This window comes from Priestia megaterium, from assembly GCF_046599315.1.
In the GTDB taxonomy this organism is placed as follows: Bacteria; Bacillota; Bacilli; order Bacillales; family Bacillaceae_H; genus Priestia; species Priestia megaterium_F.
The window spans coordinates 115255-139310 of sequence record NZ_JBKIKC010000010.1; the positions used below are offsets into that span (position 1 = coordinate 115255).

Here is a 24056-nt window from a genome sequence, read left to right on the forward strand (position 1 = left end):
TTTCCTGAATCAAAAACTTTTTCTAACATTTTTTTCACCCTCTTATAAAGAATCATTTTTAATTTTATGACCAAAATAGTATATATGGTCATATAAGATCCAAAAAAATATTATGATTATTTAAGAATGTTTACTTTTATTTGCATAACGGTTAAGATAAGTATAAATAGTATATGACTAAATGTCCATAAAAAGTCACAAAAATATCAAAAGGAGTTTTTCTATGCCTAAATTTACAGAACAAGAAAAAGAACATATTCACCAATCCCTTATGGAAAAAGGGAGAGAACTATTCATCCAATATGGGCTAGCTAAAACAAGTATTGATGATATTATACAAGCATGTGGAATTGCAAAAGGTTCTTTCTATAAATTTTTTCAATCTAAGGAAGAGCTCTATTTTGAAATCTTAAAAAACGAAGAAGAAGTAAGAGAAACTGTACTCAATGAACTCTTTCGTGAAAATCTTCCCCCTAAAGAGTTACTAACTTCCTTTTTTCATACATCTTTCAAATTTGTTGAAGACAACCCCTTTCTTCAGCGTGTTTTTCAAAACGACGAACATGAAAGACTCACAAGAAAGCTTCCACAACAGATGATGGAATTTACCAAATGGCAAACTCAAAGAGGTATCGATGCAATCCAAATTTTGATTGAGCGTGGTGTCTTACCTCAAGAGAATCCAAAAGTAATTGTAGGAGTCATCCAAGCCATCATGATGCTACGATTACATAAAGAGGAAATTGGCACTGACCTTTTTCCAAAAGTAATGGATAAACTAATTGATTATGTAACTATAGGCTTGACTAAATAGGGATTTCAATCATATAGAAAGGAAATTCGTCAAAAAGGAACTCTTTTGAATTTACTTTAGGCTTAGAGGGGGATTTTTCTGTTTCTCTTTTAGACTGTATAAAGTATTTGTTCTTAATATGTTGGGTAAGCGAGGGACATCACTGCCCCTAACTCCCCTAAGAACCTTAGGGGAGCATTTCAACCCGTACGGCTCAAGCCTCCCATTGCAGATCCATTTGATGTTGTATCTTCATCACCACCATATCGGTAAGTAAAACATACGCCGACGCTCCAAATGGAGGTATACATAACAGTACGTTTCTTTCGTCAGGAGATAGCCACAACCTTATGTTCCTACGAGAGACCAACGAGAAGTCAGCTCCCTTTCGGGCCTATCATGAGTTTTTCCGTAAGGACGATAGTATCTATCCAGGTGTTAAATAATTAGTAATTAATTTTTGACACGAAAATTCCGGCCGTTCTTGTACTGGAACCAATAGGTTCTCTCATTACGATTTTAATTCATTATAAAAAGATATATATAAATGTAAAATAAAAAGAAGCCTTAGTCTTTATATAACAAGGCTTCTTTTTGATGAGTTTCTTCTATATTATAGTGTTTTTTATTAAGATACAGATTTAAGTTCCTCTGTTAAACGTAAAAAAGCTTCTTTATCTTTACTCTTTAAGGAGTGATCAATTTCCTCGAGGATCTTACTTCTTTTGAAGTTGTTCATCATTTGATTCAGAAATAATTCAGCCAATATTTCATCACGTAAATTTGGATCAACTCGATCCATTCCTTTAATAATGTTATTTTCCATTGAAAATCAACCCCTTTATCTTTTCTCTTTTTCAAACATTATTACCCTTTTTAACATCTTTTATACGAGATTGATAGATAAAGTGAGACATCGAATAATATTTAACCTCTGTATTTACAATCCCTTGCTATTCTAATTTTCATTTCATATCTATAAACCCAGAAGGAAACACGAACTATTTTATTTATTTGTTGAAGTAAGTCTGAAAATTAACTTCTCATAATGTAGGTTCTAACACTTAATTATAATGTAATTAAATTACAATTACCACTTATTATTATATAATTATCTATCTTTTACTCGTATTTTGAGAAATTTTTTTATTCACGGTAAATCAAAAGAAAATTTATAGTTATTTAACTTTAAGACATTTTTAATAAGACAATTATAATCAAAAATACAAAATAAACTTCTTTTATACAAAGAAGTAAATGAATAAACATACTTATAAAAATTAATATTTCATCTTTTACTCTATATGACGACAAATGGGCGATTTTTCTACAATGCAGGTAATAGATAAAGTATTTTTTAATAAAATACGGTAGTTGTTTTTTATTTAATGTTATAGATTTAAATATTACCTATTTGTATATAAGTAATTATAATATCCTTTTGAAAATCATTTATTAATTACTCTACATCCTTTATTTATATATTTATTTCAGTTACTATAAAAGAGTATATCTTATGATACACCCTTAGAAAATGTGCTATTTTCATCTCTTCATATCCCTCTCAAGTGTTTGCCATAGAACCCATTAATTAATCTCCTAACTAATATATAATTTAACGTACCTTATTATCATCAAGTGATTCACGAATTAGAAAGGAGACTCCCGTCATTAAGCACAGAATAAAACAATATCTTGTTAAAGAATAATTAAAACCAGAGACAAAGTAAAAATATAAAAAAATTAGAAAACTAATGTAGAAAATGGTTTGAGCATACTTTTTTAAAGTTAAATTATCGGGAGGCTGCATGTTATAGTATTCTCCTTTAACAGTATATAAAAACTAAAATAAAAATTAACTGAATCTGCGACAGTAAAGGGCCGGTTTGAATTTTATAAAATTCAAAAAAAGATGCCCGTAGGCATCAAAATAAAAGATGAAATATAATACTCATAATTGTTATAGAAGAAATAATAAGCTTAGATTATTTGATAAAGTATTTAGCAAGAATCTAGTTTAACTTATAATTAAAGGTTCTATCGCTACGGTTCTGCTCTATTCCATTGAAGATTAATTTTCTCTGTTCATTTTCTGGTAGGTGGAATGTGATTTGGTTATATGGTAATTTATAGGACCCTTCTTTGCGGATTGTTATTTGAATCTCACTTTCCGTAGACTCCATTTCAACATTAATATAGGTAAATATATGTGAATAGTTGTTTGTCAAACCATCATCTTCATATAACCTGTAAGAAGATTTCCCTTTTCCTTTAGAAGGGAATAATAAAAAGCCTCTTTCATCCTCGTTCTTTGTTACAAAAGTGACTTCTGCTTGATTAATTGGGATTATTGATCCTGCTTTAGCTAGTAATGGCGTATAGTATAAAGGAGCAGGAATTATAACTGTTTTCCCTCCTTCATACCATTTTCCCGTATGAAGGTCATACCATCCATCAGTATTTTCAGGTAAATAAACTTCTCGTTCTCTCTTGCCCTTTTCAACAACAGAAGCAACCAAGAGTGACTCACCTAGCATAAAATCATCATTTTCTTCGAATGTAGTTTCATCATGCTCGAAATCATAAAATGTCGGTCGGATGATAGGCTGATAGTTATCATGGGCCTCATGCAACGCATTATAAAGATATGGAATGATCTTTGTTCTAAATTTAATCAATTCCCTGATTGATTCCAGCGCTTCAGGATACATCCAAGGTTCATTAACTGTTTGGTCATCATTCCAAGAATGTATAGTGAACCTTGGATGCACAATTCCATTTTGCACCCATCTCACGAACAACTCTGGTTCAGGAGCAGGACCCGAAAATCCGCCTACATCGTGTCCAAAATTATAAATACCCGATAAGCTTAACCCTATCCCCATCTTAATGTTGAATTTCAATGTTTTCCAACTGGTACGATTATCTCCAGTCCATGTTTGCACATAACGATGCATTCCGGCAGAACCAGAACGTGATATTAGATATGGACGCAATTCAGGATTGTATTCTAACTGGGCCTCGTAGGAGGCCTTCATCATGAGAAGTGGATGAAGCGCACGAATCAGCTCAAACTCTTTATTATTGCCAAAGCCGTGACAAGTAGCATCTTTGCTCCAAATTTCAAACTCATTATTGTCATTCCAAGTTGAATCAATTCCATAGTCCAACAGTTTTTCTTTTACTTGACCTTTCCACCAGTCATACGTTTCTTTGTTTGTAAAGTCTAAATAAGCACCAATATCATCCCAAAACTGTGCCATTTCAGGTTCTTCTGTATTACTATTAGTTATGAACATCTTTTTTTCTTTTAACTCATTAAATAAAGGATGATCTTTTAATAAACACGGTTTAATATTTGCACACAATCGTAAATCCTTATCATGAAAATTCTGTACCATCTCTGTTGGAGAGGGAAATTTTGAATGGTTCCAATTAAATACATAACGTTTATCATCGATTGAAGTATAACCTGATGACAATTGGAACGAATCACATAAAATATCATGTTTTTCACAAAGTTTTAGGAATTCGTTTAACTGTACTTGCGCATCTGGAGCATCAGTGTAACTCATTGTCGATCCAGAATAGCCTAAACTCCATTTTGGCGGAAAGATTGTTTGTCCAGTCAACCATGAAAATTTCCGAGTGACGTCTTTAACTTTCGGACCTCCAATAATATAGTAATCTAGATCACCATGTTCAGCTCGATAATATCTGTATAACTCATGATAATTATCGAGTTCCGTACCTAATTCAAAAATAGAACTGGACAAATTATCGTAGAAAATTCCAAATGAAAATCCAGTTTTCTTCTGTCGCGTAATATAAAATGGAATATGTTTATAAAGAGGGTCGCTATATTCCGCGTCATATCCCATCGCATCAATTGTCTGCATTCGATAGCGCTTTCCATGTTTATCAACTGGACCTGTCTTTTCCCCTAACCCAAAATATTGTTCATTTAAATCGCGCTTTAAATAATGAACTATGCCCTGACCAAGTGAGCCATCAAAGTTATACGCCTGTGTTTTTCGATCATTTGCAAAGTTGATCCACTCAGAATCCTGACGGTAAAACCAGCTGATTTTAAATCCATTTAAATCTACCTGAAGCTTTAACATTGATGTTTCTACAATGCATTCATTATCATTTCGTCTAAATTCATAATTCGGTAATGAAAAACCGTTTGTATCCAAACGATCGCGGCCCTCCAATGGAACATCTGCCTGTCCGGCGCCAAACTCCAGGTTTTATCAAGCTTTAATTTCTCTCCATCTGTAAATAAGATCCGAATAATGTCTTTTTCAAGTACCATAATTTTTGCATATATGCTTTCATCTATTAATTTAAAGTCAAGAATATTGCTATTTTCTTTTATGAAAGTAAACCGATAATTCTCCTTAATGCTCATTTGATATCTCCTTTTCTGTGCATATATTATAAAACCAATAAGATTAAACTATCATTAGAGATGCTCTCTAATAACTAATTGGTTCAAGAGTAAGTACTGCCTTTAATAAGACATATACAAAAAAATTTAGAAATGTTTTATCAAGTCTTCTACTAAGTTTAGTTAAAGTCAGGTTTATTGTCTTTATTTCTTTCTTTTAAGTCAGTAACAATTTTGCTGTATAAATTATCTGTAAGGTTGTAGAAGAAAAATAGAATTATTAATCCAATAATATTAAGGGCCGCCGGAGCAAGAAATAACAGACCTTTAAGTCCTAACAATGTATCTGTAGACTGTTGAATATTTGGAACGTATCCAATAAGCCCTAGTGCAACTCCAGGAATAAAGCCAGCAAGAGCCTGTGCAAGCTTTCGGAAGAAACTGTATGTTGAATAAACAATCCCTTCTGTACGTTCTCCTGAATTCCACTCGTGATAATCAATAGAGTCAGCAATCATTACCCAAGGTAAGCCAAGTGCAAATGCTAACGCAAAGTTTCCTAAAGAGAAAATAGTTAAAAACGTTGCTGTACTCGTTGGCAATACAAAATTTAAAACATCACAAGCAATACAAACCAAAAGTCCGAGCATGAAGGTATTTTTCTTACCAATTCTTTTTACCATTGTTGGAATGAACATTGAACCAACTACAGCAAGCCCAATACTTAAAAATGAGAGTATTGACATCAGCTCTGGATTTTTCAAATTGTATTCTAAGTAGTACAACTGAACGGCATTGCGAATATTGGACGAAGTAATCATAAATAACGCTGCTAAACACAATACAATAAGAGGGCGATTTGAAAACAATGCCTTGAATAGCTTAGACACCGGTACCTTTTCTTTTTTTGGTGCTCTAATAACATTTTCTGTTGTATTGCGATAGCAAAGAAGATGAAAAAATATTCCGAACATTGCCATCACAGATATAGCAACAATATATCCCACTTCTTTATTAGCAAACTGCACTACAATAGGGATTACTACTACTCCGGAAATAAGGAGAGCCGTTTGACTACCAATTGCTCTAAATGACCCTAAAGATGCACGATCAATTGGATCTTGTGTCATGGCAGCAGATAAAGATCCGTACGGAATATTAACAAATGAATATGCTAAGCCAAATCCCATATAGGTGACGAACGCCCAAACAATCTTCCCATTATCTGAAAAGTCCGGAGCTAAGAATGAAATGACCGTCATTAACGCCAGTGGAACTGTCCCCCATAAAATAAATGGACGGAATTTTCCTCTTTTTGAGATATTTGTTCTTGAATCTACAAATGCACCAACACTTGTATCCGCAAACGCATCGAAGATCTTAGAAATTAAAAATACCAATCCTCCCCAGTAAGCAGAGATTCCTAACACATCTGTATAAAATTTTAGAAGATATAACTGCCCCATATCAAACATAAGTCCGTTACCAATATCACCAAAACCGTAAGACATTTTTTCTTTGAAAGTGAGCTTTTTAGAAGTGGTGACTGCTGTCTTTTTACTTGGAACCACTGGTAATTCCATATAACCATCCCCTCTTTCTCCCATTTATAACCCCTTGTTTGGAAACCCTTTCATATTGAAGTAGAAATAATGTTTATTTTAACATTTAAGCACTATCACCTCCTTTTCAGGTTTCTATTTTTAAGTTAGTGTAGTGAACAAATTAAAAGAATCAGCCTTCTCTCTTTTTTAACTCTTTCCATACTTGTTCATATACTTTTTTTAAAGGAACATTATAATCCTGGGCAATGGACTTACACTCTTCAAATTCAGGTGCCCTTTGTACAACTTCCCCGTTTAGAAGCCCAGTTTTTACTGCAACACTTCCCCACTCAGTTTCTACCTTCTGAAACTCACGTTCCAATCGATGAACTGATAATGGATAATAACGTATTCCCAAAGTTGTTGTTTCTTTAAATAGAATCTCTTTTATTCTATCTACATACGTATTTGCACAAAGTAGCTGAAGCAACACACCCGGCCTGTTTTTTTTCATGTAAATAGGCGTGTAAAAGACATCATTGGCTCCTGACTCTAAAAGCACATCCATAATATACCCTAGCAACTCCCCAGAAATATCATCGAGGTTCACTTCCATTTTCATCATTTCATGATCAACGTGTTCTACGTTAGGAGGAATATGTGAAAACAAAATAGTCTCTCCTTTCTTTTAATCACTTCTTTTACTTCTCAGTGGTTTTAGATATAAGACCTCAAATATTCAACTTTCCTCACCGATAATAACTCGGAGCACATTCGGGTGCTTTTTAAAATCTTTTGTTCCTGCTCCGTATCCCACTGATTGCACCGTCATAGAAGGAACTGTACAGAATTCTTCTGAAAGTACTGCTACAATAGCTGCGCCTGTAGGAGTGGTGAGCTCACTTTTTAAGTTACTTTGCTGAATAGGGACACCCTTTAAAACTTCTAAAGTAGCAGGTGCAGGAATTGGATAAATACCGTGATCAATATGTACTTTACCAGCACCTACACAAACAGACGATGACCTTACTTTTTGAATCTCTAATTCATGTACCAAAATAGAAGCTCCTACAATGTCTATAATAGAGTCTACCGCCCCAACTTCATGAAAGTGTACTTTTTCCAGAGAAATACCGTGAATGAGCCCTTCAGCTTCTCCAATTTTTCTAAAAATGTTTAATGAAGTCTTCTTCACTTCTTGAGATAACTGACTTTCCTCAATTAACCTTACAATATCTTGGTAGGCGCGATGACTATGATGATGGTTATGATCATGTTCATGCTGATGGTCACCGTGATAGTGGTTATGATCATGTTCGTGCTGATGATCATCATGATGGTGGTTATGATCATGTTCGTGCTGAGTTGCCCCCATTAACTCTACATCAAACTTTGTACTAGAGATCCCATTTTTCACAACTTTTCTCCAGCTTAATTTATACTCTTCCTCGATATTTAGTTTTTTGAGTTCATCTTCTAAAAAAACCGGATCCCCCCCGGCATCGATTAGCGCACCAATGAACATGTCACCACTAATACCTGAAAAACAGTCAAGATAGAGTGTTCTCATTTTGTTCAGCTCCCTTTTGGATTAGTCGATGAATTAAAGCAGCGTTGTAAGCAGCACCAAATCCATTATCAATGTTAACCACGCTAATCCCGGAAGAACATGAATTTAGCATAGTTAACAATGCTGATACTCCATTAAAACTTGCTCCGTAGCCAATGCTCGTAGGTACCGCGAAGACCGGATGCGAAACCAATCCGCCAACCACGCTTGGAAGAGCCCCTTCCATTCCAGCTACAACAATTGTGACAGTAGCATTTTGAATATCTTCAATATTATCTAAAAGCCGGTGAATACCAGCTACTCCTACGTCATAAATGCGGCGAACTCTACAGCCGAGTATTTCTGCCGTTAATGCAGCTTCTTCTGCTACAGGTAAATCAGACGTTCCTGCACAGACAACAGCGATATAACCTTCAAAACGCAATTCTTGATTTGAATCTTTCCAAAAAAGTATTTTCGCTGTTTCATCGTATATAAAACTCGGACATGTACCGAGCACTTGCTCTGCTTTTTCCTTTGATATTCGTGTCACGAGCACAGCTTTATCCTTTAATTGCAACGTGTTAATAATAGAGATGATTTGCTCTGCTGTTTTTCCTTCACCAAACACTACCTCTGAAAAACCTTGGCGTTTTTTTCGATGATAATCTATCTTAGCAAACCCTAAATTTTCATATGTGGCTAACTGTTCTTGTGCATCTGCCACGCTTAGTATCCCTTGCTGTACTTTTTCTAAAATCTCTTTCATCATTGTTCCTCACACACCTTATATCGTTTATTCGATGAAGTTAGTAATGCGGCTTCAGTGTTACTAATCTACTTTTGAAAGAGCTTGATTCATACTACCACTTTGATAACCTGTCAAATCTAATGTAATATATTTATAGCCTAGAGCCTTTAACTTTCTAGTAATCATTTTATGATTTTCCATAATCGCATTCATTTTATGAGGTTCCACTTCAATTCTAGCAACATCTTGATGCGTTCGTACTCTCACTTGGCCAATACCTAGCTCTTTCAAATATGCTTCTGCTCTTTCTACTTTGGTTAATTTTTCTTTCGTAATATACTCACCATAAGCAATTCTCGAAGATAAGCAAGCAAACGAAGGCTTATTCCAGGTTGGTAAGCCGAACTGCTGCGATAATTCTCTAATTTCTTGTTTAAACAAATTAGCCTCAAGTAGGGGGCCACGTACTCCCTTTTCCTTTGCTGCTTTCATACCAGGTCGATGCTCATTCATATCATCAGCTATAGCACCATATACAACAGTATTAAATTGGTATTCTTCAATAATTGGCATAAGATGATCAAATAAACTACTTTTACAAAAATAACATCTATTTTTGTTGTTTTCTGAATAACCTGGAATAGCTAATTCAGACGTCTCAATCACCTGATGCCTCACTCCGATTTGCTTCGCTAGAGCCTTGGCTTCATCTAGTTCACTAGATGGATACGTCTCTGAATCTGCTGTTACTGCGATTACATTCTCATTTCCTAATGTTTCAACAGCTGCCTTCAGTAAAAAGGTACTGTCGACGCCTCCTGAAAATGCTACAACAACTGATTCCATCTCTTGGAGAATAGAAGTTAACGTCTCATATTTTTTTGTCAGCATTGTCTTACCCCCGTTTCTCACAATCAGATCGCTTTTTAAATAGTCATACTTCCAAATCCGCCATCCACTCGAATTAATGTTCCTGTCACAAAGCTGGAAGCTTGTTCTGCTGAAAGCCAAACGGCTGCTCCTTGTAGCTCTTCAGGTTTACCGAATCGATTCATAGGCGTGTGGCCCATAATAGAATCTATTCTTTGTGGACTTAACAATTTTTTATTTTGTTCAGCTGGAAAGAACCCTGGAATAATTGCATTAACACGAATACCATTTGGAGCAAGTTCCCTAGCCAAAAACTGCGTCACGCTATTAAGTCCTGCTTTAGATACAGAATACGTAAAGACTTTAGACAGTGGCGTAGTGGAAGAAACGGATGAAATATTAATAATGCTGCCTTTTCTGTTTTGCTCAATCATTTTTTTAGCGAAAATCTGACACGTAAGTACAATTCCTTTTAAATTGACGTCCATAATGTCGTCCCATTCGTCCATATCTAACTCAAAAAAAGGTGTTCCACTATTTTTACCAGGAGCATTAAGAAGAATATCCCAGCCACCTGACCATTGTTCAATCGTACCAGCTACTTCAATTAGCGATTCACGAGCACCAACATCAGCTTGGAAAGCTTTCGCTATTCCACCATTATTTTTTATTTCCTCCACTACTTTCTCTGCTTTTTTTAAATTACGGCCTACAATAGCAACTGCTGCTCCATGATTAGCTAATCCCATTGCTATTGATGAACCTAAAACGCTATTTCCCCCAATCACAACTGCAGTTTTTTCAGTTAAATCGAATAATTGTTTCATTGTTGTCCTCCACCTTAAAAAGATTTCCTTCTTTATTAAATGGTATAGAGTAAAGATCTGAGATCTGTTTCATATGAGGTTGAGATTGAACATAGTCCAATAATGCTGCAGATACTTCAATTTCACTTAACTCCAACGTATTTTTAATTCGCACCATCTTTACTTGGGTAAAATCTAGTATATTACTTGTTTTAATGGCTGCTTGAATTGCTTGAAGGTCGTTAGGTAATGTAGTTGGAATTTTTGTAGGCGCTACAACTGTCGAAGTTAACCCGTTGGCATACATAAATTCTAGATTTGCTTTATCTACTAATCTTTGGGTTGTAAAGTCTGCAGTTCCAACTCCATTTGCATTTCCTTCAGTTTGAGGGGTTAAGTCTAGAACCACCATCTTATTTACATCTGGTCCTCCATGAGCATATGGAGTTGGATAGCGCCCAGTAACATTAGGGTCCATTCCATCACCACTGATATTTTTACCAATTTCATCAATAACCAGCACATCTAACTGATCAAAATAAAGCTTTGGTAGGAGCTGTTTGGCTGTAGCTTGCAGATCAGCCTCTCTAGCTTCTATATCCTCTGAAGGTAATACTTCTATAACAGCCACTTTATCAAATGAGTTTTCAATACTAGCAATACCAAATAGAATTGGAAGTTCTTCCATAATAACCTTAGCCATGGCGGGCACATTTTCTGCCATATGTTTGAACCCCAGCTGATGGCAAGTTTCCGCCCCTTTTTGTTTTCCCAAGCCAATGCTAATCATTTTCATGATGCCACTCTCCACCGGTCCACGAAATGCCGTATGTGGTTTTATTCGATTTATAACGATAATTCCGTCAGCCTTTGAAGCATGCTTATCTACAAAAACAGGCAATCCGTTTGGTAATTGTCCGACTTTCACTACCTCCATCGAAGAACGAATCTCACACTTTACACTTTCTTCTGTTATTCCAAGGTGTTTTAAGACCTCTTGTTGACCTTCAGCAGTTGCCCCTCCATGACTCCCCATGCTTGGAACAATAAAAGGATTAACCCCAAGTCCTTTTAAAAACTCTACTATGATAGCTGTAATTTCTACTATTTGATCGAGCCCTCTACTACCTACTGCAATGGCAATTTCCATTCCAGGTGTTATTCTTTTTTTTATGTTTTCTTGCTCTAACTTTTCCATTAATACATGTTGAACATTATGAATTTTCATATCATCAAATGCCACTTGTACCTTGGCCATTTTAGGGATCGGAATATCTTTTAATAAATCTTGGAGAATACCCATCAGTTTTTCACATCCTTCTTTTAATCTTTCATACTAGCAGTATCTTTAATAAGTAAAAGAGCTTTCTCTATGTTAACGGTGTAAAAAGTATTTCTCCGCATTGTAATAAGAAATATTTTCAATCACTCTTTGTAGAAGCATATTATCGTTTGGAACCTTGCCCTGTTCTACCCATTCTCCTATTAGGTTGCATAGGATCCGACGGAAATAATCATGTCTTTCATAGGAAAGAAAGCTACGAGAATCCGTCAGCATGCCGATAAAATGACTTAGTAATCCAACGTTAGCAAACTCTTTCATTTGACTCTCCATTCCATCAATGTGGTCGTTAAACCACCAAGCTGTACCAAATTGAACTTTTCCTGGAACACCATCTTCATAGAAATTCCCCATCATAGAGGCTAGTACAGGATTATCTTTGGGATTTAAGTTAAATAATATGACTCTTGGCAACGCATCCTCTTTATCAAGAGCATCAAGAAATTGGGATAATCCTCGTGCGATGTTTGCCTCCCCAATTGAATCAAAGCCTGTGTCTGACCCTAAAAGATCCTTCATTTTTGTATTATTGTTTCGCATAGCCCCAATATGTAATTGCATTACCCATTGTTTGTGAGCGTACATTTTCCCTAGCTCTTTTAAAAGAAACGACCGATACTTGATCAATTCTTCTTGTGATAGCAGCTCTCCATTCATACGTCTCGTGAAAATTGTTTCTGCCTCTGCTAGAGTTACTTCTTTATATTCCATGTAAGGAATATCATGATCGGCTGCCCTGCCTCCATTCTCATGAAAGAAATCAACTCGGTGTTGAAGTACTTTAATTAATTCTGCTAAGGATGTTACTTGTTGATCAGCTATTTGCTCCAGCTTCTTTATCCAGTCTTGAAAATTAGGACGTTCAATAAACATTGCTCCATCAGGTCGAAAGGTTGGTACAACCTTTGTTTTAAACGTAGAATCCTGCTTTAACAATTGGTGGTATTCAAGAGTAGATATAGGGTCATCTGTAGTACCGATAAATCGCACATTAGATTTCTCAATAAATGATCGAGGTGTAAACTCCGCATTTTGTAATTTTTCATTGCATTCTTCCCAAATCTCAAGCGCTGTATCTGGACTAAGTCTTTTATTAATGCCAAAAAAGCTCTTTAATTCCATGTGAGTCCAGTGATACAGTGGATTTCCAATTAAAAAAGGTACTGTCTGTGCCCAAGCAAAAAACTTCTCCCAATCACTAGCTTCTCCCGTTATGAAATGCTCCCCTATACCATTTAGTCGCATTGTTCTCCACTTGTAGTGATCACCTGCTAACCAAAGTTGAGTAAGGTTTTTATAATGTTTATTCTCAAAAATTTCTTGTGGATCTAAGTGGCAATGGAAATCAAAGATTGGCATTTCTTTTGCTGTATTTCTATATAACTTAACGGCTGTAGGTGTAAAAAGTAGAAAATCGTCTTCTAAAAAATCTTTCATATTTTTTCCTCCTAAAGGATTAAAATTAAATTTATAGGATTAAATCTTTCAATGTAAACACTTTCATTTTTGACTATTTTAATTAGTTCGTTTAGTAAACTAATTAATTATAGAAATAATTTATCATGTATATAAAATTCAGTCAATTAAATTTCTTTGATTTAGGAATCAATATTTTCCGCATGAAAATGCTATAATAAAGAACAATGTCAATGAAAATTTGGAGGACACATTTATGCCTACTGGTGATGCAGCTTATATCAGGAAATTAAATCGATCTTTAATTATTAGTAAAATTGTAGAAGCAGGAATGATTTCAAGGGCTGAATTGTCTAAGGCTACAGCATTAACAAAGGCTACCATTTCAGTACAAGTTGCAAGCTTACTTGATAAAGATATTATTATTGAGACACAGCAAGATCATTCAAATGTTGGAAGAAAACCCATAATGCTATCGTTAAATCGAACAGCAGGATATGCATTGGGCATTGATCTAGATTATGGTCAAATCTCTTTTACTCTTTCTAACCTTCTAGGTCAACCTGTTTCGTCAGATACTATTAAAATATATACGACAAATTATTCTGATATCTTTGATATATTAGTTGGAAAAATTAACAAATATAAAGATGAATGCCTCACGTCTAGATACGGACTCATTGGTGTGGCAATTTCAATTCACGGTCTCGTTGCTACAGATGAACTCATTCACTATATCCCCCGGTTAGAGTGGCATGATGTTGATTTAAAAAAGGACTTAGAAAAAGAATTGAACGTTAATGTTTACCTTGAAAATAATGCAAATTTATTAGCTTTTGCTGAACGAGCTTACACATATCATAAATCAGATAATTTGGTATGTATAACACTTCGATCAGGTATAGGACTTGGTATATTAATAAATAATGAATTATCTAAAGGGCATGATGGCTATGCCGGAGAGATTGGTCATATGATTGTCCAACCAGGTGGGGATCTTTGTGCTTGTGGGAACAAAGGATGCTGGGAAAAATATGCCTCTGAATCAAGCTTTTTAACACGACTTTCTAAAGAAAAACAACTAATTAGTACAACATTTAAACACGTTGAAGAATGGCTTAAACAAAATGATACTGAGCTACATACTCAAATGGAAAAGTTCATTTATTATATTTCAATTGGTTTGAATAATATCATCAATATATATAATCCTGAGGTTCTAATAATTGATAGTGAATTACTTTCCCTATACCCAGATTCCATAAGTGAAATTAAGAAAAATCTTTCTTCCTCCATAAGTCATTATCGAGAATTATTAATATCTTCGCTTGGAAAAAAAGCATGTGAATTGGGTGCATGTGCATTAGTGATTAAGCATTTTCTTGAAATTACAATGCCTAACTTTGTATATCCTGAATTGATAGAAGATATTAATTCACTGAATAGGTTGTCTGTCAAAGAGCAATAGGTTAAGAATGGATTTGAGTCAATAATTTGGACACAAAAAAGTTAAGTCTTAAGCTATTTTTCTCATTTGATCCTCAATTGCTTGAGGGGTTTGATAGCCGAGGCTACTATGGATTCTGTTTCGGTTATACCATCCTTCTATAAACTGAAATATGGCTAATTTTACAGCTGAATAGTCTGTGTATTGCGTATGATACACTTCTTCTTTCTTTAATATGGCATGAAATGACTCTATGCAGGCATTATCATAAGGGCAGCCTTTCTGGCTGAAAGACTGCTTCATCTCGTATTCGTGGACATGCTGAGTAAACTCACTACTAGTGTATTGTGAGCCAAGATCCGTATGAAGAAGTAAGCCCTTTTCGGGCTTTTGAGCAGTGTAAGCGTTCCTAAGTGCTTCTATAACCAGTTCGGATGTCATGGAACGGGAAAAAGAATAGCCAACGATTTTTTTAGAATGCAAATCTAATACAGATGCCAAATAGCACCAACCGTCTCTTACTGTAGGGATATACGTAATATCTGCCACCCATTTCTCGTTAATGGTCTGTGTAGAGAAATCTCGTTTTAACAGATTATCTAGCTGTATAACCTTTTCTTTTGACGAATAAGGACGGTATTTTTTCTTTGTGATCGAACGAATTCCTGCCTTTTTCATTAAGCGTTGAACGCGTTTTAGGCTTAGGTAACACCCATTATTTACTAAGGTCTGATGAATTTTTGGGGCACCATAACGTGCTCTACTTTTCACATGAATTCGTTGGATTTCTTTCGTCAGCTTCTGGTTTTCCTGTTCGCGGTTTGATACCGTCTTCTTGAACGAGTGGTAGTAGCTACTTCTTGGAATCGTTAACACTTCGCACATTTTCTGAACGCTGTATTGCCCTTTATATTTCTCGATAAAATGGTTGAGCTCTGCTTCTGTCACTTTTTCGCGAATATGGCCATAGCCTTTTTTAGAATATCTAGTTCTTGTTTTAACCGAAGGTTTTCCTTCTGAATTTCAGCTAATTCTTTGGGTGTTAGAGAGCCTTCCTCTGAGTTGATAGGTGTAAAGGCCTTCACCCATTTATAGATTGTTACTTCTGATACGCCATATTCGCTGCTTAAATCTTTAACCGAGTTTCCTGCATGATATAAATCCACAATCGTTTTCTTAAACTCATCATTGTATGTTTTGCCTGCACGTTTACGTTCCATTTCGGACACATCCTCTCAAAAGTCATTGTAAGGACTTAATTAAATGGTGTCCATGAAACTATACTAACTCCAAAAGCACATAGAGGTCTTTTATTACCTAAATTGTAGTCAAATACAACGTTTTTCTACAAAATATATAAATGATAAAACTATTTTTTATAAAGTATGTTTAGTTTCACTTAATGATATAGTAGAAAGATAAACTGAACATAATTGGGTTTATATAAATTAGATCTATATATCATATACAGTCTGAAATAGAAAATCTACTGTGACTCAACAGTAGGTTTTCATTAAATAAACCGGGTTAGAAAAAAGAGTGTGGCCATTATATATAAAGGGTTATTCGTATATAGAAATTTCCCAAGTGTTAAATATTCCAGAAAAATCCATTGATAATGCTATTCAACGCATAAAAAGAAAAGTTGGCCGCAACTTGGGGATAAAACAAGCGATCTAATCTCTTTAGCTTAATGAAGAAATTAAGCAGAGGGATTCCCATCAAATAAACGATAACAGAAGAGCTACTTATGTAGCCTAATATAGAATAATCATAGATATTTTAATTTACATTAGCAATTTCCGAATCATTAATAGCATTATATATAAATTCAAGTGTTATCTAAGGATTAATTTTGCAATTTAGTTCCTTACTCTTTTCTAATAAGGAGTGACTTTATTTATTAGCAAATAACCTTAGGATATTTTGCGCGAAACTCGTTAAAAATACCAGAAAATATCTTTTGCATAAAAGGAGATAAATACATATGGAACTAAAAAAGGTATTAGGAATCACCTTTTTATCAGGCGTTATATTATTTTCTGGGACGTTATCATCTTTTAATGTATCAGCAAATGCTTCTAAAATGACAGTAAAAAGTACAGTAAAAAAAGATTTACCGAATATAAAGATTTTGGCTACTGGCGGTACCATTGCAGGGTCTTCTGAGAGTAGCACAGATACAACTGGATACGAATCAGGAGCTCTTGATATTAAAACAATAATTAAGACTGTTCCTCAGCTGAAAAAAGTAGCAAATGTCAGTGGAGAACAAATCGTAAATATCGGCAGTCAAAATATGAGTAATTCAATTTTGTTAAAGTTAGCTAAACGAATTAATACTTTATTAGCATCTAAAGATGTTGACGGGATTGTAGTAACACACGGGTCAGATACTTTGGAGGAGACAGCTTATTTTCTAGATTTAGTAGTAAAGAGTGAAAAACCTGTGGTTGTGGTGGGCTCAATGAGACCAGCTACAGCTATAAGTACAGATGGACCACTAAACTTATATAATGCAGTGAAAGTTGCATCTACCAAAGAAGCAAGAAATAAAGGAGTTTTAGTAACGCTTAACGACCGAATTGGTGCAGCACGTTATATAACAAAAACACATACAACCGCAGTAGATACGTTTAAATCTCCAGAACAGGGATACGTAGGAGAAATAGCCGGCGATAAGGTATTATTTTATAATAAACCAACTCGTAAGCATACAACACAATCAGTATTTGATGTTTCAAAATTTGATAAACTTCCTCAAGTAGACATCATATATGGGTATCAAAATGATTCTAGATACTTTTATGATACAGCAGTAAAAGCAGGAGCAAAAGGAATAGTAGTTGCAGGAGCAGGAAATGGGTTGCTATCTGATGCTGCTTTAGCAGGAGCTAGAGATGCGGTTAAAAAAGGAGTCGTTATCACTAGATCTACCCGCGTAGGAAGTGGGGTTGTAACGCATGAAGAATCAGATGATAAAGATAAGTTTGTTACATCTGATTCGTTAAATCCGCAAAAAGCCCGTATTCTCTTAATGCTTGCTTTAACGAAAACAAAAGACCCTAAAAAGATTCAAGAATATTTTAATGAATATTAATAAAACCGAAGTAAATCCTTTGCTATGATTAGCAAAGGATTTACTTCGGTTAGTTTATATAAATTGACTATTAAAATGGTAATAGTAATTATAAAGTTAACGCTCTAAGCCATAATAGGCAAGACTATTCGACTTAAAGTCATTTTTTGATATATGAAATACTTATTCATACATCCTGTATTCGAAAGTTTGTATAATCTAATGCTCCATAAAGACTGTTGAATGTGACAATATTATTTGATTTTATACCTAATTGAACCAATGTTTGGGCAATTTCAGGGCGAATTCCACTTAATACTCCATCAATTCCTATGAGTTTCAAAGCCGTAATTACTTTAAAAAGTTGATCCGCAACCATGGTATCAATAATTGGTACAGCAGATAGATCAATAATTAACCACCGTAGCTTATATGTATCTCCTTGTTTCAATGCATTTTCCATTAAAATTTGAGCTCTATGTGTATCAATCTCTCCTACAAGAGGAATTACACCAATTTCTTTTGTTATACGCACTACGGGTATAGACAGTTCATCTATAGCGTACTGGGCAGATTGAATTTTATCTGCATAATCTTTCATATAAGATTTACTTACCCAATGTACAGCCTTATCTACTACTAAATCGTATCTAGATATAATTTTATAGAACAAATCAAAAGAAAACTTTTCTTTCTTTGCTTCCTCTGTAATGATTTCTCCAATTATGTTTCGATAATAACTGATTTCTTCTAAAGCAATATCTAAAGGAAGCTGAAGAGTTATTAATACATTTGCTACTTCCATTCCCCACTTTTCTAAGATTTGAAAAGTAAGCTTCTCATCGATAGATATAGATTCTGCATAAATGTTAATCAACTTTATTCGCCAAGGAACCAATTGAACATAAACATCATGATTATAAAAATGATAGTGTCTTTTTTGTTCAGCTAATTCTTCTTTTTTATGTAAAATTACAGAAGTAACTTGTTGTAATTTTACATTTAGCGATACATCTCCCATTTTTTCACCTACTAAACATCATGATTATGTAGTAAAAGCATAACATATATAAGTTTTTAGGAAAATGGATTGTCTTATACAAAAACTAAATAGTTAATATTTATTGTTTAGTAATTGCAACGTATTTTGTAAATTACCTTATCTTATTTTATTACAAGGAATGTCATGATTATATGGTTCCTGTAATTTTGATTATGTTAACTGGGTTTGTATATGATATACAGTCCAAAAAGAAAACAACTACCTCAGTAAGAAGGCAGCTGTTTTCTACTGATAAAATTAAGTTGTGGGTGATGCTTTTTAGCATCTTGTGTAGTTTACTCAAGTTATTGATAACTTATGTACTAAAAAGAAAAGCCTACCTGATTTGTCAGAGGTAGGCTTTTCTTTTAGCTAAATATTAAGGGTGTAATTGCTTGTTACTTACATATCACTTAATGTTTTGTAGATATTTATTATAACCTATCAAATCATTTTGAGAAAGTAAAAATTGAAGGCGATTACTTGATATTTGAATTAAAAGGCGTCTTTTCTATTTCATACCGATAAATTACAATATGTTAACTAAATTTGTATTTGGTATCCATAATTTTAATTTAATAATTCATCATTAATGATAAAATGAAAAAGGAATATATATCCATATATTCATTCCTACTCGAAAATATTTCTAAACAAAATCATTAAAAGGAGTAAGCTTAGATGATAACTTTTGTGCAAATGATTTTAGCAATCTTTATTTTAATAGGAGGATTTATAAAACTTTTTCGTATACCGTTTCAAGTTGAACACTGGCGGCACTATCGATATCCATTATGGTTCATGTCTACAATTGGACTTATTGAACTCATTGGAGCAATAGGCATGATCGGTGGTATTTGGAATCAACACTTGGTTTTAGGATCGGGCATATTATTTATAATTCTCATGATGGGGGCCATACATGCTCATATGTTTCGAGCTCGTCAACCTATTGTAACTGTTATTCCTGCAACAATCTGTTTGATCTTATCTATATTAGTTATTTTCTGGAACTCGGATGTGTTTTCCTAAACCTATCGCAATTATTTTACATTTCAAAAGCCTTACATTTTATTAAATGTAAGGCTTTGTGTGGGGGGGCCGGTTCCGGAAAGAGGTATTATGTTAACTGATTTTGTATATGGTATGCATTAATTACAACCATTTTATAAGGGAAATAGTAATTGCATAATATAGTCATAAAACAACCCTACAAATACGATGCAGCCTAATGTTAAAAAAGCACTCCAAAGAAATATAAAATACTTTTTCTTTACTATGTAGCAATACAGACTTAAAAACGAAAAGATAATAAATAAAAAGCCCAAACTTACAAATAGCCATCCACCTAAGCTATGATTAGACATAAAAAGCTGAGCTTTTATCAAGATACTAAAGGTTAAGATCATAACTAAAATAAAAGCTGCTACAAAAAAGTTAAAAACTTTTAAACGAATATTGTTTATAGATAGCTTCTTCTGTAACTGTTTATCTGATTTTATTAGATAATCTAGGCTAATACCATATGTTTCGCTTAACTGGACAAGGTTGATTATGTCTGGAACTGACTTATTGTTTTCCCATTTTGAAATAGCTTGTGCAGTTACATGTAGTTTTTCTGCTAATTGTTGTTGAGAGTAATTATGTTCTTTTCGAAGTTCTTTTAATTTATCTCCTAAATTCATTTGTCTCTCCTCCTTCATTCCCAATATAGACGAAGTTAGGAAGACAATCACGATAATATTAGTTGTTTTTGGTAAACACCTATATAAACTAGTGGTTGAGTTAGACTTTCAGGCTACTAAGAGTACCTAGAATGATGATTATGTAAACTGATTTTGTATATGGTATACAGTTGTTGATCTCGATAAAGGTATAATTAAAGAGTAACACTTTTCTTATGAGGAGGAATGGCTTAATGATTGATAATAGATTATCTAAGATTAAGAATCATGAAGTGGATGATTCTTTGAGTGAACTTACTGACACAGACATTTTGTTGAATTTCCAACAAGCAATTACGAGCTTATACCCTCATCTAATTCCCATACATGCTCATGCTTATGATGCTTGGGACGATATTGTCATTCCATTGTTTTATGAAATGGTTTATAAGACGTTTACTTATAAATACGGTATTGAGATTGAGCCAAATGAAACACACGCTTATATGTTTAGCTTAAGACGTTATGAAGGTATCCATCATATTGAATGCTTTCCAAAAATGGCACCTTTTAAAGGCATACTGAATAACGATTATTTTGAGGTTAACGATGAGGAACTAAAAGGAAAAAGGCTTGTTTTCAAGTCTTTTGGAGATAGTGTTCACTATTTAACAACTGGTTTGGATACTGAAAATACTGATGCTGTTAATTTTGAATTAGTTGAGGTAGACGTTATATGTTCTCAATCAAACAGGATCACAGATATTGATGGATGCACTACATTTTTTATCCATAAAGACGATGTAGAATTTATGTTTATTGCTGAGACTTTTAATCAACATTTACATAGGGAGTAGGAATATGATGAATCCAAAAGAAAAGCAAAGTTCAAAATTTAGCGCTATATTTAAGTCCTACGAACAATTTTTGAAAAAGATTTTAAATATGTTCTTCACTAGATGATAGTTCATACCAAAAAAGCTTTTAAGAAACATAACACTTAAAAGCTTTTTTGGTTACCTAGAATTCACATTACGTTAACTAGAGTGTATTTTTAATGTGAAGCATTAAAATCTATTTTCTTATCGATTTCCTCTAAATCAGTTTCATAAAGCTCTTCATCTTCACCATCGCCTACAACTGCAACTAATCTTAAATCTTTCGCTGTTTCACCAAGTAATATTGCTTTTGAACTTATAGTTTCGGAATTAGAGTTTGTATGAAGATACTCAGACAGTATCTCAAGAATATCTTGTTCATTATATTTGAAATATTTTCTTTTGTTATCCATTACTACCACCTACTTATCCATATATTTTCTATCTTTGTAAGAATCTTATTATAACATTGTAGGTGGATCGAATTTTATCAAAATCATAATAAGAGTGCCGATAAGCAGTTTTATGTTAACTAGAAACGTACGGAATATAAATAAAAAAGACTTTAAGCCTTAAGAGATATATTTAAGGCTTAAAGCAAAGTAAATAGTAAATGAAATGACTAAGTAGCAACTGATAATCCCTATTCTTGCAGGTTTAGAATACCCTTTTAGCCAGCCCCATCTTTTATCGTCGTAATCGAAAATAAAATAGTCTGCAACGCCCGACAAAATAATAATGATACCTACTATTAGCAAACTCATTTTTTATCCCCCATTTACGTGTTTATTAAATAATATACCAAAATTAACAATAAATAACAAAATATTACCTGAAATATCTGCTATATTAATTTCAAATACACATATACAAAAAGAACCCTTTGCCCATGTAGGCAAAGGATTTTCAAATTTATTGGAATAGGGGGAATACGCTATTAGTCTGGCCAGATTTGTAGATTCATATACATATAACTTTAAAAATGAATGTTATGATCGACGCTACTTAAAAAAATCAATCTTTTTCTTTTACCTATGTTTCACGATTCGTTGAGTAAATATTAAAGTACTTCGTATATTATTAAAGTTTTACTATTTACTCTAATTGAAGACAAATAGATGCTTTTATTTCTTGTTAAATACTATCTTATCTTCTATCTTTCTTTTAATAAATTTATATATTAAAGGTAACTAAACAGTAATTGTATAATTACTTGATATTAATATGTTTTTAATAAGATAAATTTAATTAAAAATACAAAATCAATGTACTTTATATATTTACTCCAGTTAGCATAAAAGGTTGTATTATAATATACACAATAGAAAATCTCCATATTTGCCCATAAAAAAAGTAAAGGTTTAACCTTTACTTTTAACAAGATACTTTATCATTCACTTGTAATAGATGATATAGCAACATGGATTTGGAAAGCATAAAAGTAAATATGGCTCTGGTGTGAAAAATTCAAAGTGCTTGAAAGTAAATTGAATTTTTCACACCAGAACCAGATAGATGATTAACTTCTTCATACTATTTGAGATTAGACTTTCCCATTTTTTGTTTGCTTCTAAATAGAAGTACTAAGTTCTCCTTTTCTATTTTTTTCATCGATTAAGGTTTTTGCAGCTCTTAACGCTAAAAGATAGCTGTCAAAGCCAAACCCGCAAATTTGTCCCTGGGCGATTTCCGCAAACACAGAATGATGTCTAAATTCATCCCGGGCATGAATATTAGACATATGAATCTCAATAAACGGGGCTTCAAGAATGTCCAAAGCGTCTCTTAATCCATAACTATAGTGGGTCCATGCACCAGCATTAATGATCACTGCATCCACTTTATCAAAATACCCTTGATGAATTCGATCAATCATTTCACCTTCTGAATTTGTTTGAAAAACCTCTAATTCAAGTCTCAGCTCTTTAGCTAGTTGAAACATACTCTCATTAATTTCATCAAGAGTAATAGTTCCATAGATTTTAGGATTTCTTTTTCCAAACATATTATGGTTTATCCCATGCAACATCAGTACTTTCCCCATCATAATCACTCCAATGCTATTTAAAATAGTTAGTCTTCAATCCATGGATATACAGTTAATGCTTCTTCAACGGAACCTTCTTTTGCCTGGATCAGTTCCAGACTTAAACCATCCGGAAGCACCACCCAATTATGTCCTTTAGGTAATTCGGTAACATTCCATTTATAAACTTCTTCCATAGCAGCCTCTAAATCTTCCACCATGATTCCTAAATGCGCCAGTCTTCCTTCGACACCTGAGAAGTTAGGGTCTGCGATCAGTTGAACTCCACCAATAGTCCATATTTGTCTAGGGTTATCTTTTCCCCCATCTATTTTACGAATCGGCATATTTAATGCCTCTTTAAAAAAACGAATGTACCAATCAATATCCTTTACACGAATAGCTGAATGTTCAAGATATGCTTTTTTCTGATAAGCCAAATTTCAGTCATCCTTC

20 protein-coding genes and 2 pseudogenes are annotated in these 24056 nt (G+C 33.8%); 6 read left to right on the forward strand and 16 right to left on the reverse strand.

What is annotated here, in order from left to right:
• Positions 1 to 223: 223 nt before the first annotated feature.
• The gene (locus ACLHDF_RS23275) at positions 224 to 814 is read left to right on the forward strand and encodes a TetR/AcrR family transcriptional regulator (protein WP_413920967.1); all 591 of its coding nucleotides are present in this window, start codon (positions 224 to 226) and stop codon (positions 812 to 814) included.
• A 607-nt stretch (positions 815 to 1421) separates the two neighbouring features.
• Here the strand turns inward: ACLHDF_RS23275 and ACLHDF_RS23280 are convergent.
• The 9 genes and pseudogenes from ACLHDF_RS23280 to uxaC all read right to left on the reverse strand — a co-directional run bounded on the left by ACLHDF_RS23280 (position 1422) and on the right by uxaC (position 13485).
• The gene (locus ACLHDF_RS23280; protein ID WP_413920968.1) at positions 1422 to 1619 is read right to left on the reverse strand and encodes an IDEAL domain-containing protein; all 198 of its coding nucleotides are present in this window, start codon (positions 1617 to 1619) and stop codon (positions 1422 to 1424) included.
• A 1186-nt stretch (positions 1620 to 2805) separates the two neighbouring features.
• Positions 2806 to 5207 (reverse strand): annotated as a pseudogene (locus ACLHDF_RS23285) (TIM-barrel domain-containing protein).
• A gap of 158 nt (positions 5208 to 5365) precedes the next feature.
• Positions 5366 to 6769 carry a glycoside-pentoside-hexuronide (GPH):cation symporter gene (locus ACLHDF_RS23290; protein WP_413920969.1) on the reverse strand — a complete coding sequence of 468 codons (1404 nt, stop codon included), beginning with the start codon at positions 6767 to 6769 and terminating at the stop codon, positions 5366 to 5368.
• A 151-nt stretch (positions 6770 to 6920) separates the two neighbouring features.
• Positions 6921 to 8300, reverse strand: a pseudogene (gene larC / locus ACLHDF_RS23295) (nickel pincer cofactor biosynthesis protein LarC).
• On the reverse strand, positions 8281 to 9051 hold the full coding sequence (gene larB, locus ACLHDF_RS23300) for a nickel pincer cofactor biosynthesis protein LarB (RefSeq protein ID WP_413920970.1): 771 nt from the start codon (positions 9049 to 9051) through the stop codon (positions 8281 to 8283). Before larB ends, larC begins: the two are co-directional and overlap by 20 nt.
• Positions 9052 to 9111: 60 nt before the next feature.
• The gene (gene larE, locus ACLHDF_RS23305) at positions 9112 to 9921 is read right to left on the reverse strand and encodes an ATP-dependent sacrificial sulfur transferase LarE (protein WP_413920971.1); all 810 of its coding nucleotides are present in this window, start codon (positions 9919 to 9921) and stop codon (positions 9112 to 9114) included.
• Between the two features lie 35 nt (positions 9922 to 9956).
• Positions 9957 to 10727 carry an SDR family oxidoreductase gene (locus ACLHDF_RS23310; protein ID WP_413920972.1) on the reverse strand — a complete coding sequence of 257 codons (771 nt, stop codon included), beginning with the start codon at positions 10725 to 10727 and terminating at the stop codon, positions 9957 to 9959.
• Positions 10702 to 12009: a lactate racemase domain-containing protein gene (locus ACLHDF_RS23315; protein WP_413920973.1), complete on the reverse strand. Its 1308-nt coding sequence runs from the start codon at positions 12007 to 12009 to the stop codon at positions 10702 to 10704. Before ACLHDF_RS23315 ends, ACLHDF_RS23310 begins: the two co-directional genes overlap by 26 nt.
• Before the next feature lie 72 nt (positions 12010 to 12081).
• Positions 12082 to 13485, reverse strand: a complete 1404-nt coding sequence (gene uxaC / locus ACLHDF_RS23320; protein WP_413920974.1) for a glucuronate isomerase — start codon at positions 13483 to 13485, stop codon at positions 12082 to 12084.
• A gap of 235 nt (positions 13486 to 13720) precedes the next feature.
• Here uxaC and ACLHDF_RS23325 point away from each other — a divergent pair, with 235 nt between their 5' ends.
• Complete coding sequence (locus ACLHDF_RS23325) at positions 13721 to 14932, forward strand: ROK family protein (protein ID WP_413920975.1); 1212 nt, start codon at positions 13721 to 13723, stop codon at positions 14930 to 14932.
• Positions 14933 to 14980: 48 nt separating this feature from the next.
• Here the strand turns inward: ACLHDF_RS23325 and ACLHDF_RS23330 are convergent.
• Positions 14981 to 16131 (reverse strand): IS3 family transposase gene (locus tag ACLHDF_RS23330; RefSeq protein ID WP_413920976.1). Its coding sequence is split into 2 segments (ribosomal slippage): positions 14981 to 15891 and positions 15891 to 16131, totalling 1152 coding nucleotides; the frame shifts between segments, so codons are not numbered across the junction.
• 319 nt (positions 16132 to 16450) lie between these two features.
• Here ACLHDF_RS23330 and ACLHDF_RS23335 point away from each other — a divergent pair.
• On the forward strand, positions 16451 to 16591 hold the full coding sequence (locus ACLHDF_RS23335; protein WP_413920977.1) for a sigma factor-like helix-turn-helix DNA-binding protein: 141 nt from the start codon (positions 16451 to 16453) through the stop codon (positions 16589 to 16591).
• Between the two features lie 307 nt (positions 16592 to 16898).
• On the forward strand, positions 16899 to 18011 hold the full coding sequence (locus tag ACLHDF_RS23340; protein ID WP_413920978.1) for a type II asparaginase: 1113 nt from the start codon (positions 16899 to 16901) through the stop codon (positions 18009 to 18011).
• A 166-nt stretch (positions 18012 to 18177) separates the two neighbouring features.
• Here the strand turns inward: ACLHDF_RS23340 and ACLHDF_RS23345 are convergent, their stop codons facing one another.
• Positions 18178 to 19011, reverse strand: a complete 834-nt coding sequence (locus ACLHDF_RS23345) for an STAS domain-containing protein (RefSeq protein WP_413920979.1) — start codon at positions 19009 to 19011, stop codon at positions 18178 to 18180.
• Between the two features lie 702 nt (positions 19012 to 19713).
• Here ACLHDF_RS23345 and ACLHDF_RS23350 point away from each other — a divergent pair.
• Positions 19714 to 20064 carry a DoxX family protein gene (locus ACLHDF_RS23350; RefSeq protein ID WP_413920980.1) on the forward strand — a complete coding sequence of 117 codons (351 nt, stop codon included), beginning with the start codon at positions 19714 to 19716 and terminating at the stop codon, positions 20062 to 20064.
• A gap of 134 nt (positions 20065 to 20198) precedes the next feature.
• Here ACLHDF_RS23350 and ACLHDF_RS23355 read toward each other — a convergent pair whose 3' ends face one another.
• A complete protein-coding gene (locus tag ACLHDF_RS23355) occupies positions 20199 to 20717 on the reverse strand; it encodes a helix-turn-helix domain-containing protein (protein WP_413920981.1) in 519 nt (172 codons plus the stop codon).
• Positions 20718 to 20950: 233 nt separating this feature from the next.
• Here ACLHDF_RS23355 and ACLHDF_RS23360 point away from each other — a divergent pair, with 233 nt between their 5' ends.
• Positions 20951 to 21553 (forward strand): hypothetical protein, encoded by a 603-nt coding sequence (locus ACLHDF_RS23360; RefSeq protein WP_053488582.1) that lies wholly within the window; start codon positions 20951 to 20953, stop codon positions 21551 to 21553.
• Between the two features lie 197 nt (positions 21554 to 21750).
• Here ACLHDF_RS23360 and ACLHDF_RS23365 read toward each other — a convergent pair whose 3' ends face one another.
• The 4 genes from ACLHDF_RS23365 to ACLHDF_RS23380 form a co-directional block, all read right to left on the reverse strand.
• The gene (locus tag ACLHDF_RS23365) at positions 21751 to 21987 is read right to left on the reverse strand and encodes a hypothetical protein (protein ID WP_413920982.1); all 237 of its coding nucleotides are present in this window, start codon (positions 21985 to 21987) and stop codon (positions 21751 to 21753) included.
• Between the two features lie 159 nt (positions 21988 to 22146).
• On the reverse strand, positions 22147 to 22338 hold the full coding sequence (locus ACLHDF_RS23370) for a hypothetical protein (RefSeq protein WP_413920983.1): 192 nt from the start codon (positions 22336 to 22338) through the stop codon (positions 22147 to 22149).
• Between the two features lie 806 nt (positions 22339 to 23144).
• Positions 23145 to 23618 carry a type II 3-dehydroquinate dehydratase gene (gene aroQ / locus ACLHDF_RS23375; RefSeq protein ID WP_413920984.1) on the reverse strand — a complete coding sequence of 158 codons (474 nt, stop codon included), beginning with the start codon at positions 23616 to 23618 and terminating at the stop codon, positions 23145 to 23147.
• 29 nt (positions 23619 to 23647) lie between these two features.
• Complete coding sequence (locus ACLHDF_RS23380; protein ID WP_413920985.1) at positions 23648 to 24040, reverse strand: VOC family protein; 393 nt, start codon at positions 24038 to 24040, stop codon at positions 23648 to 23650.
• Positions 24041 to 24056: the final 16 nt, after the last annotated feature.

Bases quoted from the DNA above. Each gene is read 5' to 3' on its own strand.
- ACLHDF_RS23365 (WP_413920982.1), bottom strand. From the start codon at position 21,987: ATGGATAACAAAAGAAAATATTTCAAATATAATGAACAAGATATTCTT.
- ACLHDF_RS23280 (WP_413920968.1), bottom strand. From the start codon at position 1,619: ATGGAAAATAACATTATTAAAGGAATGGATCGAGTTGATCCAAATTTA.
- ACLHDF_RS23325 (WP_413920975.1), top strand. From the start codon at position 13,721: ATGCCTACTGGTGATGCAGCTTATATCAGGAAATTAAATCGATCTTTA.
- ACLHDF_RS23355 (WP_413920981.1), bottom strand. From the start codon at position 20,717: ATGAATTTAGGAGATAAATTAAAAGAACTTCGAAAAGAACATAATTAC.
- ACLHDF_RS23310 (WP_413920972.1), bottom strand. From the start codon at position 10,727: ATGAAACAATTATTCGATTTAACTGAAAAAACTGCAGTTGTGATTGGG.
- ACLHDF_RS23340 (WP_413920978.1), top strand. From the start codon at position 16,899: ATGGAACTAAAAAAGGTATTAGGAATCACCTTTTTATCAGGCGTTATA.
- ACLHDF_RS23275 (WP_413920967.1), top strand. From the start codon at position 224: ATGCCTAAATTTACAGAACAAGAAAAAGAACATATTCACCAATCCCTT.
- larE (WP_413920971.1), bottom strand. From the start codon at position 9,921: ATGCTGACAAAAAAATATGAGACGTTAACTTCTATTCTCCAAGAGATG.
- aroQ (WP_413920984.1), bottom strand. From the start codon at position 23,618: ATGGGGAAAGTACTGATGTTGCATGGGATAAACCATAATATGTTTGGA.
- ACLHDF_RS23350 (WP_413920980.1), top strand. From the start codon at position 19,714: ATGATAACTTTTGTGCAAATGATTTTAGCAATCTTTATTTTAATAGGA.
- uxaC (WP_413920974.1), bottom strand. From the start codon at position 13,485: ATGAAAGATTTTTTAGAAGACGATTTTCTACTTTTTACACCTACAGCC.
- ACLHDF_RS23315 (WP_413920973.1), bottom strand. From the start codon at position 12,009: ATGGGTATTCTCCAAGATTTATTAAAAGATATTCCGATCCCTAAAATG.
- ACLHDF_RS23345 (WP_413920979.1), bottom strand. From the start codon at position 19,011: ATGGGAGATGTATCGCTAAATGTAAAATTACAACAAGTTACTTCTGTA.
- ACLHDF_RS23360 (WP_053488582.1), top strand. From the start codon at position 20,951: ATGATTGATAATAGATTATCTAAGATTAAGAATCATGAAGTGGATGAT.
- ACLHDF_RS23370 (WP_413920983.1), bottom strand. From the start codon at position 22,338: ATGAGTTTGCTAATAGTAGGTATCATTATTATTTTGTCGGGCGTTGCA.
- larB (WP_413920970.1), bottom strand. From the start codon at position 9,051: ATGATGAAAGAGATTTTAGAAAAAGTACAGCAAGGGATACTAAGCGTG.
- ACLHDF_RS23290 (WP_413920969.1), bottom strand. From the start codon at position 6,769: ATGGAATTACCAGTGGTTCCAAGTAAAAAGACAGCAGTCACCACTTCT.